The 16,290-nt window shown below is 38.5% G+C and carries 14 protein-coding genes; 4 read left to right on the top strand and 10 right to left on the bottom strand.

Annotated elements, in window-relative coordinates; all coding sequences use genetic code 11:
- Positions 1 to 23: 23 nt before the first annotated feature.
- Both BM327_RS00145 and BM327_RS00140 read right to left on the bottom strand, forming a co-directional pair.
- The gene (locus tag BM327_RS00145; RefSeq protein ID WP_090244779.1) at positions 24 to 2,408 is read right to left on the bottom strand and encodes a T9SS type B sorting domain-containing protein; all 2,385 of its coding nucleotides are present in this window, start codon (positions 2,406 to 2,408) and stop codon (positions 24 to 26) included.
- Positions 2,408 to 2,794, bottom strand: coding sequence for a hypothetical protein (locus BM327_RS00140; protein WP_090244774.1), 387 nt, complete (start codon positions 2,792 to 2,794; stop codon positions 2,408 to 2,410). Before BM327_RS00140 ends, BM327_RS00145 begins: the two co-directional genes overlap by 1 nt.
- A gap of 331 nt (positions 2,795 to 3,125) precedes the next feature.
- Here BM327_RS00140 and BM327_RS00135 point away from each other — a divergent pair, with 331 nt between their 5' ends.
- Positions 3,126 to 4,769 carry an acyl-CoA carboxylase subunit beta gene (locus BM327_RS00135; protein ID WP_090244771.1) on the top strand — a complete coding sequence of 548 codons (1,644 nt, stop codon included), beginning with the start codon at positions 3,126 to 3,128 and terminating at the stop codon, positions 4,767 to 4,769.
- A gap of 15 nt (positions 4,770 to 4,784) precedes the next feature.
- On the opposite strand, the gene BM327_RS00130 is transcribed toward BM327_RS00135, so the two are convergent.
- From BM327_RS00130 to BM327_RS00095, 8 genes are read right to left on the bottom strand one after another with little or no spacing between them, the layout of a single operon-like run.
- Positions 4,785 to 5,246: a DUF4268 domain-containing protein gene (locus tag BM327_RS00130; RefSeq protein WP_090244767.1), complete on the bottom strand. Its 462-nt coding sequence runs from the start codon at positions 5,244 to 5,246 to the stop codon at positions 4,785 to 4,787.
- Positions 5,246 to 7,651, bottom strand: a complete 2,406-nt coding sequence (locus BM327_RS00125; protein ID WP_090244763.1) for a glycosyl hydrolase 2 galactose-binding domain-containing protein — start codon at positions 7,649 to 7,651, stop codon at positions 5,246 to 5,248. Before BM327_RS00125 ends, BM327_RS00130 begins: the two co-directional genes overlap by 1 nt.
- Complete coding sequence (locus tag BM327_RS00120) at positions 7,645 to 8,631, bottom strand: glycosylasparaginase (RefSeq protein ID WP_090244759.1); 987 nt, start codon at positions 8,629 to 8,631, stop codon at positions 7,645 to 7,647. Before BM327_RS00120 ends, BM327_RS00125 begins: the two co-directional genes overlap by 7 nt.
- 4 nt (positions 8,632 to 8,635) lie before the next feature.
- Entirely contained in the window at positions 8,636 to 9,700 is a 1,065-nt protein-coding gene (mltG, locus tag BM327_RS00115) for an endolytic transglycosylase MltG (RefSeq protein WP_090244755.1), read from the bottom strand.
- Positions 9,690 to 10,220 (bottom strand): GNAT family N-acetyltransferase, encoded by a 531-nt coding sequence (locus BM327_RS00110; protein WP_090244750.1) that lies wholly within the window; start codon positions 10,218 to 10,220, stop codon positions 9,690 to 9,692. The genes mltG and BM327_RS00110 overlap by 11 nt, the downstream gene beginning before the upstream one ends.
- Positions 10,204 to 10,710 (bottom strand): hypothetical protein, encoded by a 507-nt coding sequence (locus tag BM327_RS00105; RefSeq protein WP_090244746.1) that lies wholly within the window; start codon positions 10,708 to 10,710, stop codon positions 10,204 to 10,206. The genes BM327_RS00110 and BM327_RS00105 overlap by 17 nt, the downstream gene beginning before the upstream one ends.
- Positions 10,700 to 11,476 carry a diaminopimelate epimerase gene (gene dapF / locus BM327_RS00100; RefSeq protein WP_244526170.1) on the bottom strand — a complete coding sequence of 259 codons (777 nt, stop codon included), beginning with the start codon at positions 11,474 to 11,476 and terminating at the stop codon, positions 10,700 to 10,702. The genes BM327_RS00105 and dapF overlap by 11 nt, the downstream gene beginning before the upstream one ends.
- The gene (locus tag BM327_RS00095) at positions 11,473 to 12,087 is read right to left on the bottom strand and encodes a hypothetical protein (protein ID WP_090244734.1); all 615 of its coding nucleotides are present in this window, start codon (positions 12,085 to 12,087) and stop codon (positions 11,473 to 11,475) included. Before BM327_RS00095 ends, dapF begins: the two co-directional genes overlap by 4 nt.
- 172 nt (positions 12,088 to 12,259) lie before the next feature.
- On the opposite strand from BM327_RS00095, the gene BM327_RS00090 reads away from it, so the two are divergent.
- The 3 genes from BM327_RS00090 (at position 12,260) to BM327_RS00080 (ending at position 16,246) form a co-directional block, all read left to right on the top strand.
- Positions 12,260 to 13,723: a Do family serine endopeptidase gene (locus BM327_RS00090; protein WP_090244730.1), complete on the top strand. Its 1,464-nt coding sequence runs from the start codon at positions 12,260 to 12,262 to the stop codon at positions 13,721 to 13,723.
- A 144-nt stretch (positions 13,724 to 13,867) separates the two neighbouring features.
- Complete coding sequence (locus tag BM327_RS00085) at positions 13,868 to 14,734, top strand: sigma-70 family RNA polymerase sigma factor (protein ID WP_090244726.1); 867 nt, start codon at positions 13,868 to 13,870, stop codon at positions 14,732 to 14,734.
- A gap of 60 nt (positions 14,735 to 14,794) precedes the next feature.
- The gene (locus BM327_RS00080; RefSeq protein ID WP_090247566.1) at positions 14,795 to 16,246 is read left to right on the top strand and encodes a glyceraldehyde-3-phosphate dehydrogenase; all 1,452 of its coding nucleotides are present in this window, start codon (positions 14,795 to 14,797) and stop codon (positions 16,244 to 16,246) included.
- The last annotated feature ends 44 nt before the right edge of the window (positions 16,247 to 16,290 follow it).

Below are 16,290 nucleotides of genomic sequence, written 5' to 3'. Positions count from 1 at the left end.
AGCCTTTCAAAGTTCTTATTCATCTAGCGAACCAGTTGAACAAATCCCTGCTCAACCAATTCGTCACCAGACTCCAATACGGCAACTATTTGATAGAAATACGTACCTGTTGATACTTCCGCACCGCCTTTGTTTGTTCCATCCCAAGCATCATAGGGGTCTATACTCTCATAAACCACGTTACCCCATCGGTTGGTAATAATTATTTCGTAATCCTTCACTCCACTAAATTGAATGATGAATCGGTCATTTTTATTGTCTCCATTTGGAGTTATGACATTCGGAATGGTTAATCCACAAACTTTTTCCCCTATCTCCATAGACGCAGAAAACTCATGACATTCATTCGAAACGGTAACGGTGTAAATACCCGCACCGGTAACAGTTCTATTTCGCGTTGGGGTTCCATCATCCCATAAATAGTTTTGATTGTACATATTGGTATCCGGCCAAAGTTCAGTTGTCACTCCTTCACATAATACAGTATCATTCAAATTGGTCCAAGGATATCCAGGATAATAAATTTGAGCGCTGATTTCTCTATTACATTGTAGGTCTGTGTAGGTCACCTCATAAGTACCTGGTGTACTTGTGCCTATATAAGGATTTTGAACATTTTCACTCGGTGAAAAGTGAATTGCCGTGTCTTGAGCGCTCCAAACTCCTCCGGCATAAGAATTAGTGCCCGTTACCGTTAAACCTAAATCACATGCTATGGTATCCCCAAAAATTTCAGGTCCGGGTGCCACAAAAAAGCTTACCGTGGTGTCGTACTCACATCCAAAGTCATCTATAACATTAAATGTAAAGTTATATTCTCCCTCACTACTCGGGTTTACCATTAAAACCGTATCCTCTTGTCCCCCCACTATAGCTGGGTCATCTGTCCACCAATCTTCAACAATAACGTTCTGGTAGCCCTCTGTTTCTGGAAATAAATCCTGATTAAAAAACAATCCCCAAGAGAAAATATATCCATCATCGATTCCAAGGTTATCGGTAACTGTTATGGTCCATGGTCCATCCAACGGACAACCAACAAAACCGCTAAAAGGATCTTGAGGCTCGTATACACCATTCGGATTCATAGCGTTAAACCCTCCAGAATTTTGTATGGTATTACCGTTCGCATTTTCCGTAAGTAAGTCACTCCAATTGGCATAGGTGTCAGAAAAAGCATAGGTCCAAATTTCAGGACCAGGTGCTCCCCCATCTATATCTGTATCATCACCTAAGAAGGTTCCTCCACCCCCTCCGGTATTTCCATTAAAAATGACAATGGAGGTTCCATTCGGACATTCTAATTCTACTTCTAAATCTCCCAAATAACTATGCTCCATAGCCAAAATTAGGGAATCAATATCAGAGGCAGACTGAACAGTAACACCTGGACCAAATCCAGATATCGGAATGGTTGTAGAATAGGAAGCTCCAACACCATCGGGCAAAACTGTTAATCCTGCGTAGGTTCCACCAATCACAAAAGTACCTCCTGGAACTTCTACCCCAGCAGTATCTGTGGTTGTAGTTCCACCAACAAGTTCTGTAATTTCTCCCAAACAAACGGTATCCTCTAGTGTTCCGGCTCCAGCAAAATTTGGCAATTGAGAAACTCGAATTTTACAACTCATTACCTCTGTAGTTGGAAAATCATCTGTAGTTCTTAATTCAACAAAATACCCCGTTCTCGCAGGAGGAGTAAACCACAAAGAATCTCCTTGAAATTGACCAACTCCTGAAATCGTCCAATCAAAATTAACGCTAGCATTTGATTGAGAATAACCCGTTCCATTGTTTTCAAGCGAATAGGGGAAACTTGGTTTGGCTACAAAAAGAATTGAATCTCCCAAACAAACGTCAACATATCCTGTATCTGATGGATTTAATTCATCTACTGTTCCATCATTAATAAAAGCCTCTATATGGTTTTCAAAAGGCTGAGGAGGATTTCCACAAGTAATATTCGCGGTCCACCCCGTTCCTTGATTGGCTCCATCAGAAATAAATTCTAAGGTTAAACATCCAGAAGGATTATTCCATGTTGCTTCCACAGTCATTCCATTGGGATGTGTAACAGAATTATAAGTACCCAATAAAGGCGCTGTTAGGTCCGCCCCATCATAAATCCTGAGTTGATCACTCCCATCAATATCAAAGGTAAAACCTGCATTTACAGAAAAGGCCACCCTAACTTTAGACCCTTGCGATAGATCCGGACATAAGGTTAAAACTTCATTGGCATTGGCCGGATAACTACCCGAACCATCGTAGGTGAAATTCGTCGGATTCCCACCTATAGATGCGCAATCCAAAGGATTATTTTCATCATTATCTGGTCCTGTCATGGTAAACTGACCAAAAGTCAATGCAGAACTCAATATCGCCAGTAAACTAAATAAACTCTTCATTACTTCTTACGATTTTTAGATTGATATTCTATTTTTAATCGCTCAAAAGATGAAAGACTCACCCACAAGTTACTTCCTTTTAATTGGATGTATTGCGTTTTATTGGCTTTGATTCTTAAGCCCAATTCTACATAAGACTTTGCAGCCTCAAAAGCGGATGATTCCATGATAAAATCTGGTGTAACCCCTACTTTTTTCATTTCAAAGGTTGAAGACAAACCATGTGTGATACTGTAATTCATCACAGCAATATCTTCTGCCGGCATGGATTTCAAAGTATTCAACTCTTGGGTTGAATAGTGCTTTACAAACTCGCTATGGACTTTGATTTCAGTGGTTAAAGAAAAACTAAACACACCCAAAAGTGCAATTAAAAAAAGCTTCATAAATAAAAATTTTGAGGGCTTTGTTGTAAGGTTCAGACAACGAATATAAGGTTTGAATAATACATTTTTAACACGATACAGTCAGAAATATTGAAAAATTAACACTTTTATTTTTTTCTCTTGAAGAGCTACGTTTGGATAGTTTCACAAGATCTACAAGGTTGAACAAGGAAACTTAATATATAACACTACATACATAATATTTACATCAGATTTCATGGTGGTTGGTAAGTTAAATCACGACACTTTTAGAAGGAATTTCACGAAATCAACCAAGAAGGGCAAGAAGGTTCAAGAATTCCTTCTATTTTTAAGCTCAAATTGAATATTCATGGGTATTTCAAAGAAAGAATTAGACTTTAACAAGAATGAGGACGCTATGCGTCTCAAAATATCACAACTACAAAGAGAATTAGACCAAGTATACCTAGGAGGTGGAAAAAAGAAAATAGAAAAACACCACGCAAAAGGTAAACTAACTGCGCGAGAACGTATAGACTATTTATTAGACAAAGACACTGAACGCGTTGAAATAGGTGCATTTGCTGGTAAAGGAATGTACGAAGAATACGGAGGATGTCCGTCTGGAGGTGTAGTAATCGTTATTGGTTATGTAGCGGGTAAACAATGTATAGTTGTTGCGAATGACGCCACGGTAAAAGCAGGAGCTTGGTTCCCAATTACTGGTAAGAAGAATTTAAGAGCACAAGAAATTGCTATGGAAAACAACCTTCCTATCATTTATTTGGTAGACTCTGCAGGTGTATTCTTGCCCATGCAGGATGAAATTTTCCCAGACAAAGAGCACTTTGGTAGAATTTTCAGAAATAACGCTGTAATGAGTTCTATGGGTATTGTTCAGATTGCTGCCGTTATGGGAAGCTGTGTTGCGGGTGGAGCTTATTTGCCTATCATGTCAGACGAAAGTTTGATCGTAAACAAAACAGGAACCATTTTCTTAGCAGGTTCTTACCTTGTAAAGGCTGCTATTGGAGAATCTATAGATAACGAAACCTTAGGAGGAGCACATACGCATACAGAAATATCAGGTGTGTGTGATTACCAAAGTGAATCTGATGAAGAGTGTTTGGATACCATACGCGAAATCATGGACAAAGTTGGTGCAAAGGAAAATGCAGGTTTTGATAGAAAAGAAGCCATCGCACCCAAAGTTCCAGCCAAAGATCTTTACGGCATTTTACCTGTAGAAAGAAGCAAACCTTACGATGTTAGAGATATCATCAAAGCTATAGTTGATGACTCAGAGTTTACAGAATATAAGAAAGGATTCGGAAAATCTTTGGTAACGGCCTACGCACGCATTGATGGATGGAGTGTTGGAATTGTTGCCAACCAAAGAGAATTGGTGAAAAACGGTAAAGGTGAATTGCAATTTGGAGGGGTAATCTATTCAGATTCTGCCGACAAAGGTGCGCGTTTCATCATGAACTGTAACCAGAAAAATATCCCATTAGTCTTCTTAACAGATGTTACTGGTTTTATGGTAGGATCTAAGAGTGAGCACGGTGGAATCATTAAAGACGGTGCCAAATTAGTGAACGCAATGGCCAACAGTGTTGTTCCTAAATTCTCAATTATCATGGGGAACTCATACGGAGCAGGTAACTACGCCATGTGTGGAAAAGCCTATGACCCTCGTTTAATTGTGGCTTGGCCTACGGCTGAAATTGCGGTAATGAGTGGAGCTGCGGCAGCGAAAACATTGTTACAAATTGAAGTAGCTTCTCTAAAAGCAAAAGGAGAAGAAATTACTCCAGAAAGAGAAAAGGAACTTTACGACACTATTAAGAATAGATACGACGAGCAAATCTCTCCTTACTATGCTGCTTCACGTTTATGGGTTGATGCTATTATCGATCCTACAGAAACGCGAAAAGTAGTAAGTATGGGTATAGAAATGGCCAACAATAAAGTAGCTGAAAAGCCATACAATGTTGGTGTTATCCAAACTTGATTTAAAAAAAACTGCTTATTGCGCTAGCGTAAGCAAGATTTCATCGTAATCTGTATAGAAACGATCGAAAGCAATTAATTTTTCTTGAAAGAAGGCATAGATTTTATCTGTGTCTTCTTCTTTAAACATATTTACATCGGGCAATTCCCAGTAAATTCTACTTACACTGTGTCCGTATTTTATTTCCACATCTTCGTCCCAAATACCAGCACCCATCTCGGCTTCCAACACCACTTTCAACTCCTGTAATTGCTCCCAGAAAATTTCTTTAATTCCTTCATCCTTGGGTTGTAAGTCTAATGCGAAAATGGCACGTTTGCTATTTACATCCAAACGCACAAAGAAGAATTTAAGTCCAGTTTTATAATTGATCCAATTCGCACGTCTTCCATTGGCCGACTTGCGGTTTTGCATCTTCTTTTTCAAACCTTCCCAAAACTGGGTTTTTCTCTCGCGTAACTCTTCTTTACTAAACATTATGGTTGGATGTAATGAAATTTAATTGTCTCCTTATCCAAAGCATCCACTGCTGTTCTGATTTCAAAACTAAGGGTATACTCTCCGGGTAAGAAATGTTTAAAATTTTCCGCAAAAATAAGAGGATATTTTTCACTGTAAAACTGTAAATGCGCAACAAAAGATTTTACTTTAAAAGTAAGTTTTCCCGTTCCTATTTCATCGTCAAAGTTTAAAGAAATGATTTCAAGCGATGCATTATCCGATTCATTTGGTTCTTTATCCCTTACTATAAATTCAAAATTCTTTTCTCCTAGAGAAATCACAAGAAAATCTCCCACACCCTCCTCTACTAATATCTCTTGTTTCCTACTTGAAAGTAGGGGGTAATCTTTTCGGTGTAACAACTTTCCATCAAAAGAATAATAGTTCAATTCCAAGACTTGATTTACTGGCGGAATATCGTCTTGTAAAAAATAAAAATCTGACGGATGACTAGGGTCTCTTACAATTGTTTGAGGAGCAAACACTACTTTTGCTTTATAATACAAGGCCTTGCGCTCACCGTAATAATCAATAGCCGACCAGGTAGGTGCTTCCCAACAATCATTCAATTGCCAAAACAAGGAACCTCCACAAGCTGGGGATGCTAAACGATGTGCAATTAGCGCTCCACCTACTCCTTTGGTCTGTACCAACTGACTCTTGTACACAAAGTCAGAAAAATCTGTAAATCCACCGTATTCTCGTTGGATAAAGTCTTCAATTTTAGCACTGCCGATATAACTTTTTTGTCGCTTTTGAAGATTTGGATTATCTAGTGACAAGGGTGAGTTTGATTCAATTTGGTTTAAAGCATAAACAGAAGGAAAACTTTGAAAACCAAACTCTGCATTAAACCTTCCGATTTGTTTCCAAAACTCTTGTAGTGAATCATTCCCATGCCAAACACCCCAGTAATGCATGCTTCCATGGTTGAAATTTTCAGGAGAACCCCAATTGCTTAAAGGAGAAGTGTGTTCATAAGGTATATTCGAGTGCTGATGTACGACATCCTTTAAAATACCCTTAAATATTTTAGTGTAGCCTGCTTCAATTTCTCTTTGAGCTGACGCCGTTAAATTGTATTTTTCTAGACCTTGAAAACCCCAATTTTTCCAGGCTACATCCACTTCATTATTTCCATTAAAATAGACAACGGAAGGATGTTGACGCAAACGCTTTACTTGATAAACAGCTTCGTCTTGCACACTTTTTAGAAATGAAGAATCACTGGGATACATGGCACAAGCGAACATAAAATCTTGCCAAACCATAATACCTAAACTATCACATAAAGTATAGAAATACTCGGGTAAATAATCTCCTCCACCCCAAACACGGAGCATATTCATATTCGCTTCTTTGGCATCCAACACAAGGTTTCTGATTTTTTCAGGAGTAACCTTTTCAGGGAAAACATCCAAAGGCACGACATTAGAACCTTTGCAAAAAACAAATTCATTATTGAGCTTGAAATAAAAAGGAGTTCCCAAACTGTCTGGCGTTTGAATCAACGCTACTTTTCGGACTCCATACCTCACCTTCTTTGTACTTCTAACGCTATCGGCAGTAAAACTCCACTGCTCTTCATAGAGCTCATTAATTTCACCGGCTTGCCATAAAACGGGGTTGAACAACGTGTCTTTCCATTTTAACACACCGTTTTCAGACTTTAGACTTCTCACCTCATCCTCTATCCTCCAAACAATTTCGGTATCATTCGATGCCATTAGTTCTATAGAACGTTCTATTATTGCAGAATTAGCAGTTATAGAAAGGGTTTTGACATAAGGGTTTTTAAAAAGCTCTGTCTGGGTAGATATCACCACGGGAGCCATAAAACCTATCAAATTCATTCTTGGGGCAAAGTCCCACCCAAACATATGTTGAGGTTTTCTAACCAAAGACGCGATTTCGATTTCACCTTCATCATTGGGGGCCGGATGCAGGTAATCATACTTCTCTTCCAATTCCATTTTAGCAGCCGGAATGAAGTGTGCTTCAATTTGATTCTCACCTTGTTTTAGATAGTCAGTAAGTTCTATCTCCCAGGGATGAAAATAATTATTGGTGTGTAAGACGGTTTTACCGTTGACTTTAAGCTCACAAAAGGTGGCGATTTTAGCACAACTTAAAAATGCCTTTCCGCCTGTATGATTATAAGTAGTTTCGAGTACAGCAAGCTCATTTTCAATTGAAGTATACCTTAAAGACTGATCGAGATGGTAGGGTAGAAATTTATTAAATTTCTTTAAAACTTGATACTGGAGGCTACCTTGTGAAAAGGGTTCTAAATTCTGATAATTCCAAACTAAGGTATCTACCTTCTGCGCTTTTAAACACAAGGGAAGTAAACACAAAAGCAGTAGAATATTTCTTACCATTTTCTATTAAAAGGAGCGTCAATTAGTTCGTCTTGATCTTTAGATTTTAAACCATAGTTAAATCCATTGTACACGGAATAAGCTCCTACTTCTCCCTTTTTGTTTAAGGCCAAGAATCCAACTTGTAAGCCCGTAAGATCATCGTGCTTGGCGATGATGCGTTCTACAGCCAGTTGACACGCTTCTTGCGGAGATTTTCCTTGTCGCATGAGCTCTACCACCAAATGTGATCCTGAAACGCGAATGACAGCTTCACCTAGTCCTGTTGCAACCGCTCCTCCAATTTCATTATCCACGTAAAGTCCGGCACCAATAATCGGCGAATCTCCCACTCTACCGTGTAGTTTATAAGCCCAACCAGAGGTTGTACATGCACCAGAAATATTTCCAGCTTCATCCATGGCTAACAAACCTATGGTATCATGATTTTCGTGATTCACCTCTGGCTTCTTGCGCTCTTGCGAAGCCTTCCATTTTTTATAATCTTCCTTGCTACTTTTAGAAAGTAAATTCTTCTTTTCAAAACCTTTTTCCAGGGCAAATTTTTGAGCTCCCTCTCCTACCAACATAACGTGAGGAGTATCTTCCATCACTTTTCTAGCCACAGAAATGGGATGTTCTATGTCTTGCAAAAAGGCTACAGAGCCGCACTTATGGTTGTGATCCATGATACAGGCATCAAGGGTAACTTTTCCTAATTCATCAGGCAAGCCACCTATACCTACAGATTTATTTTCAACTTGCGATTCTACTTCACGCGCGCCTTGTTCTACCGCATCTAAAGCTGAACCTTTGTTTCCAAGAACTTCCCATGCTTTTTTATTGGCGTCCATACCGTGCTGCCACGTAGAAATGATAATAGGTTTGCGGGTTACTTTACCCAAACTCCCCAAATTATTCATTGCTTTAGCAGGAGCAGTTAAACCAATTGCTCCCAGCGCCAAACTCCATTTAAAAAAACTTCTTCTGTTCTCTTTCATCGTTCTATCGTATTCCTTGTTCGTTTAACCAACGTCTGTAAACAGCAGCATAACGCTCATGTTGGGCATTGGTGGTAGAAAAATTGTGCAAGCCACTGTATTCTGGTTTTGCACACATAAAGATATAATTATGTTCTTCGGCATTTAGCACCGCTTCAATAACTTTTGAGGGTGGAATTAAAATAGGGCCGGGTGGTACACCAGGATATTTATAAGTATTGTATGGACAATCTAACTGCGTATGTTTTCTAAGTACGCGTCTTTGTTTTCTTTCTCCTGGAGGCAAGCAAAAAAGTGAAGTTGGATCACTTTGCAATAACATACCTCTACGCACACGATTTAAATACAAACCTGCAATTCTCGGCCATTCTTCTGGCTTTCTATTTTGTTCTGCGTATACAATACTGGCTATGGTTACAACTTCCGATTGTGTTTCTAAACCTATCTGCTTCACCCGAGCCACTCTGTGCGGGTTCCAGAATCTCTTGTATTCTTTAGCCATGCGTTGTATGAAACTTTCTGGAGTTACATCCCAGAACATTCTGTAGGTATTGGGTAAGAACAGCGTTCCCACCGTCTCTTCTGTAAATCCATAGTGGTTCAAAGTCTCATCCGACAATAAATATTCGATCAGCTCAGTACTATCTACCATACAAGATTGAGCCACTTTCCCAGCTAACTCATATACATCTAAGCAGTTATTGAAAGTAACATCTACCTCTAACTCACCGTTACCATTTCCATTGCTGTTTAAGGTAAAACCATTCAACAAGGTCTTAAGGTTCATCCCAGGTTGGATTTCATATTTACCCAAAGCTATATTGTCTTCATCTAATCCTTTGTATTCTCCTACAAGAATCAAATCTCCTTTGCGCTTCAAACAGCCTTTATCAAATAAAGAATCCGCCAAACTCTCCAATTTCATGGGAGCATCTATGTAAAAGGTAAGGGTTTCTTGATTAATGGTGTGACGTTCACTTGCAAAGAAAAGGGCAATTTTTCCTCTCAATAGAAAAGCACTTAGTCCTATTACTACAAGAACTATTAGCCAAGTCTTTTTATTCTTCATTCAACTCAAATCTCTTTTGGTAAAAATATTCGTCTATATAACTACCGTCTATTTTGTACCAATCTTTTTTAACTCCTTGTTTTTGATACCCTAATTTTTCAAAAAGGGCAATGCTATCGGTATTATCTGCCTGTATGTTGCAGAAAAGCTGTCTAAAATTAAAAACCTTTTTGACATATTCCTCGGCGATACTCAAACTCTCTTGTGCAAATCCTTTTCCTCTATCAGCGTGATCATTTATCAAAATCCCAACACCTGCGCGCAGTTCTTTGAAGTTCATTTCAAAAAAGTCTAAACAGCCTATGGATTTATTTGTTTGATTTTCTATGATCATTAAACGAAGCTGACCGGTGGTTCTAAAGGCTTGTGCATTGTCAATAAACGCCTCTATTTCGTGGAGAGAAAATGGAATTTCTGTATTTGAAACCCGCCAATTAGACGGATTGTTCTCCCAAAATAAAATGGTGGTAGCATCGTAGGTTTCTACTCTTCTGAGGTAAATTTTATCTCCCTTTAACATTGCGTAAAAATTTAATACGCTCCTCTATCTCACGTCTCCCATAAGCGGGAATACCTTCATAATCTTCCGGCAAATGAATACCGTAGACCTTTAAGAGCTCTTTTTTTTCTGTCAATGAATTTAATAATTCTCCCACAGATGAAAAATTATTATTGGGATCAATTACTTTATTTATAGGCGCTAAGCAAGAACTCCCTTCAGGAATTGAGGAATATTTTTGGAAGATATCTTCTACCTCCTTGAGCTTTAAATCCTTTATTTGAACAAAGAGAGATCCTACTTTTTTACGTTCTATTAAGGCAAAAACATAGGAGGTCGCAATACCAAAATCTCTTCCTCTCGACTTAATGCTGTAGAACTGATTTTCAGTTGAAATACCTATATGTGGTGGAATTTTATCGGCATGAAAAATCCAGAGAAAGCTTCCTTTTTTAAGAAGTTCTTGACTCTTTAATTCCTCTATGTTTTGGGGACGGAAACTATAGTTCATATTCTCCACGGAAGACCTCAACGGCCGGACCTATCAATTGAATGTTGCTGTATGCGTCTCCCTGTCTTTCGAAAGCCACTTGAAGTAAACCACCCTTTACCTGGAGGTTCAAGGCCACTTTTCCTTCAATCTCAAATTTCTTTGCGTAGGCCAAAGCTACTGCTGTTGCTCCTGTACCACAAGAAAGGGTTTCATCTTCTACCCCTCTTTCATAGGTCAACATTTCTAAGGTAGATGCATTGGCAACGTTTACATTTATACCGTCTTGTTTATAGGTTTCATTGTAACGAATCTCTTTCCCGTAGGCAACGATATCAACGGCGTCTATAGCGTCTTCTGTAAATTTAATGTAGTGCGGACTACCTGTATTACATACATAGTTCCCTTCAATTTCACTCACCTCATTTACGGGCGACATGGCCAGGGCAATTTCGTTGGGGAAAATTTTTGCTGTATGTACTCCGTCTATTGCTAAGAAGGAACATTCATCCTTTGCCAAACCTAAAAACTCGGCAAAACGAACAGCGGCTCTCGCACCATTTCCACAAAAGCTACGTGAACCATCGGCGTTGTAATAACGCATTTCAAAATCATGTTCTGCGTGTGGCATAACCAAAATTACTCCGTCACACCCTATTCCAAACTTTCGATGAGAAATTTGTTGAATTTGTTCATTTGTGAGGGCATTAAAAGCACCGTTAGAATTATCTAACATCACAAAATCATTTCCAGTACCTTGGTATTTGTAAAAATTGAATTTCATCATAACTCCAGTGAGATAAACTTGTCTGTCTTTCTTAACTCGAAGCTCATCGTGTCAATAACTAATTGCAAACGATTTCCTTCTTTCGCTTGCAAAAGTACTGCTTGTCTGGGGTCAAAACCAAATAGTTTTAAGGTATTTCTTGATAATTCGTAACCGGTGAGTTGTAAGGGACTGGTCCAGAACTGTACTGTCATTTCACTGGCATAGTGTTCAGATTTCACATTAAAGATATCTTCCACATCCACACTATCACTTTCCTGAAACTTTCTCAATTTCACTTTCACCGAAGAGCTCATTTGCTCACTCACGATTAAATCATCGGAAACATTGTTGGTATCTTCCCACAACACCAAAGAATCTATCACCGTATCGAGGGTATCTCTTTCTTCCAAAACTTCAGGATAAGTTTCGTCCTCATCTTGAGAACTTGACTTTTCCTTTTTAGAAAGATAAACAGTATCCCTCACCACCTTGGGTTTATAGACTGTCTTAACCAACTTTTGCGTCTCTTCCTCTTGATTTACAGAACCTGTAGCCAAGTATATCACCAAGGCTCCTATTCCACTTCCAAGTAAGAAAACGATAAGAAATTGTATGTACTTCTTTTCCATTTATAGTACAAAAATAGAATTTCTTAAATCACACACAATCAAGCCGAAAAGATTTCCTAAAAACTATCCTAAAAAACGATTGAAACACCCTTAACAATCTTTAACACAGCCCAGAGCACTAAAGGAAAGTTGCAACGTTAATTTAGTAGACCAATTTCAAAATAATTAGAAAATGAATAAAGCAATAAAAAATCTAGGGATAGGTGTAATCGGAGGAATGCTACCACTTGGAGCATTTTTATTGATGAACGATAACTCACCTTTTACAAATAAATCTCAACCCACAACAACCCTTCCCGTTCATACGGTAAATTTACCTGAGTTTAACCCAGGAATTACAGAGAATTTCACAGCTGCTTCGGATAGAAGTTTACACTCTGTAGTACACGTGAAAACCATCGTTACCAAAACGACGGTAGTTCGAGATCCTTTCTACGAATTTTTCAATGGCCCAGGAACAGGTCAAAGAGAATACGAGCAACGTGGGCAAGGCTCTGGTTCTGGAGTAATCATGTCAGAAGATGGGTACATCATTACCAACAATCACGTTATAGATGATGCCACAGAAATTGAAGTAACCTTAAATGATGATAGAACCTATAAGGCTACCATCGTAGGTACAGATCCATCTACAGATTTAGCCGTTATTAAAATTGATGCTGAAAATTTACAACCCATGACCTTCGGAAATTCTGACGAAGTAAGAGTTGGAGAATGGGTATTGGCTGTGGGTAACCCTTTTAATTTAACGTCTACGGTTACAGCAGGGATAGTTTCTGCAAAAGGACGTAACATTAACATTATCGCTCGTGAAGGAAAAAGTAAAGCTCCTATTGAATCTTTTATACAAACGGATGCCGCAGTAAATCCTGGTAACTCGGGTGGTGCTTTGGTAAATACACAGGGAGAATTGGTTGGAATTAATACAGCCATTGCCTCACAAACCGGTTCTTACGCGGGTTATGCTTTCGCCGTTCCTGCCAACTTGGTAAAAAAGGTAATGAAAGACATCATTGATTATGGAATTGTACAACGTGCGTATTTAGGCGTTCAAATTGCAGATATAACACAAGAATTAAAAGATGAAAAATCGTTGGCGAGTTTGAACGGTGTATACATTGCAGGAGTTGTTGAGAAGTCTGGAGCAGACAAAGCCAAATTGAAAGAAGGTGATGTCATTATTAAAGTAGGAAGTAAAGCCGTTAATAGTCCATCTGAACTCCAAGAAGAAATTGGAAAAAGAAGACCGGGCGACAAAGTGAGCTTAACTATCATAGATACAGATGGTAACGAAAGCATCAAAGAAGTGTTATTAAGAAATGATGCAGGAGAAACGAAACTTATTTCAAAAAGTGAAGTAGAAAGGAACACCGCATTAGGTGCACAGTTCGGTGAATTAAGCTCTAAAGAGATGAAAGAACTGAATATAGAAAATGGCGTTAAGATCAACTCTTTGGGCGCAGGAAAATTAAAAGCTTTGGGCTTAACTGAAGGTATGGTAATTACAAAGATTAACAATCAGGTAGTTACAGATACTGAAATGTTAACTGAGGCTTTAAGAAATGCCAAAGGAGGAGTGCTCTTAGAAGTTGTTTCACCAAGCGGTAAAAAAGACTACGTTGGTTTTGGTTTATAGCCCATTACCAGAGAGTTAAGGCATGCTTTTTGTGATAATTGAAATTCAATCTTTTGTCAACAAAAAATTTTTTTAATCAAAAAGAAGGGTGTATCTTTGCACCCACTTTTACAAGTGTTTAACAGACTAGGAGGATAAATATACATGAGACAACTTAAGATAACAAAGTCGATCACTAACCGTGAGAGTCAATCACTTGATAAGTACCTTCAAGACATAGGTAAAGAAGAGCTTATCACTGCTGAAGAGGAGGTAGAATTAGCGAGAAGAATTAAAGCAGGAGATCAAACCGCTTTAGAGAAATTAACTAGAGCGAACTTACGTTTCGTTGTTTCTGTAGCCAAGCAATACCAAAACCAAGGATTAACTTTACCAGATTTAATTAACGAAGGAAACTTAGGATTAATTAAAGCTGCACAGAAGTTTGATGAAACAAGAGGTTTTAAATTTATCTCTTACGCCGTATGGTGGATTCGTCAGTCTATCCTTCAGGCTTTGGCAGAGCAAGCAAGAATTGTTCGTCTTCCTTTGAACCAAGTTGGTTCGTTAAACAAGATTAACAAAGCATTCTCTCGTTTGGAGCAAGAATACGAACGTCCACCTTCAGCTGAGGAATTAGCAGAAGCTTTGGAAGTTCCTGAAGACAAAGTAAAAGAATCTTTGAACGTTTCGGGTAGACACGTATCTATGGATGCTCCCCTTTCTTCTTCTGAAGATGGTGGTACATTGATGGACGTAATGGCGAACTCTGATTCTCCAAAAGCGGATTCTGAATTAATGGCGGAGTCTTTACAAAGAGAAATCGAGCGTTCACTTTCTACGTTAACAGACAAGGAAAGAGAGATTATTCGTTTGTTCTTCGGAATTGGTATGAACCACGGATTAACACTTGAAGAAATTGGATCTAAGTTCAATTTAACAAGAGAGCGTGTGCGTCAAATTAAGGAGAAAGCTATTCGCAGGTTGAGACATACTTCGCGTAACAAATTATTGAAAGCATACTTAGGATAACATTTTAGGCTGCCTTGTTGGCGGCCTATTTTTTTATATACACTATAATTTTTTATCATGATGGAAGCTGCTATCGGCTACGAAAATGAATTAAACGAGCACGTAAGAAAAGAGCGTGCTGCAGTAAAATTACAAAGTAAAACTGGTCAGTTGTTGTACGACCAAGGGATTGAACTAGTATTGTTCAGAAACCACCTTATCAATACAACGATTGCAGAAATTCTAAACCTTCACCGTTACGCAGATACGGTAGTGAACAAACCAATCGATGTGTTCACAACTTCTGAGTTGGCTGAAGAGTTATTAAGCTTAAACTTGAATCCATCAAAATTGGATATCGGGAAATTAGCAAGCGAGTGGTTAACTGAAAAAGACAACTTCGCGTCTAAAGCAGATTTCTTGAAAAACAAGTTAGCGGATTTCATCGGTGAAAACAACGGTAAAATTGAACCAAGAGACGTAGTTTTATACGGATTCGGTAGAATTGGACGTTTGGCTGCTCGTGAATTAATCAAACAAGCTGGTAAAGGTCAGCAGTTAAGATTAAGAGCTATCGTTACACGTAACGCAGATGCTACAAACATCACAAAGCGTGCTGCTTTATTAAGAAACGATTCTGTTCACGGTGCATTTGACGGTACTGTTATTGAAAACGTTGAAGAGAAAACAATTAGCATCAACGGACAAATTGTTCAAATGATTGAAGCTAATTCTCCTGAAGATGTAGATTACACAGCTTACGGAATCAACAACGCTTTATTGATAGATAACACAGGTGTATTTACTGACAGAGCTGCTTTATCAAGACACTTAGAGGCGAAAGGAATCTCTAAAGTTTTATTAACGGCTCCAGGTAAAGAAATTCCTAACATCGTTTACGGAATTAACCACTCTGATTTAGATTTAGATAACGAGAATGTATATTCTGCAGCATCTTGTACTACAAATGCTATTTCTCCTATCCTGAAAGTAGTTTCTGACGAGTTTGGAATCGAAAAAGGTCACATCGAAACTGTACACGCGTACACGAATGACCAAAACTTATTGGACAACATGCACAAGAAGCCAAGAAGAGGTAGATCAGCTGCCATCAACATGGTAATTACTTCTACAGGTGCAGGTAAAGCAGTAACGAAAGTTATTCCTTCTTTAGAAGATAAATTAACAGCTAACGCGGTACGTGTACCAACTCCAAACGGATCTTTAGCTATCTTATCTTTGAACTTGTCTAAAGCAACAACTACAGAAGAAATTAACGAGAAAATTAAGCACGCAGCATTGAACGGTGACTTAGTAAACCAAATTTTCTACTCTGTGGATAACGAATTAGTATCTAACGATATTATCGGAAACACTTGTTGTTCAGTATACGATTCTCCAGCTACAATTACTTCTAACGATGGTAAAAACGTAGTGTTGTACACATGGTACGATAACGAGTACGGTTACACAAAACAAGTTATTCGTTTAGCGAAATACATCGCTAAAGTAAGAAGATTAATATACTACTAGGAAACTCATTTTTTTAGTGAAAACCGTTATCTTTCGAGGTAACG

The organism is Lishizhenia tianjinensis (assembly GCF_900116425.1).
GTDB classification, from domain to species: domain Bacteria; phylum Bacteroidota; class Bacteroidia; order Flavobacteriales_D; family Crocinitomicaceae; genus Lishizhenia; species Lishizhenia tianjinensis.
The sequence above is the reverse complement of the archived record's forward strand: the minus strand, read 5'-3'. Positions and strand labels throughout refer to the sequence as shown.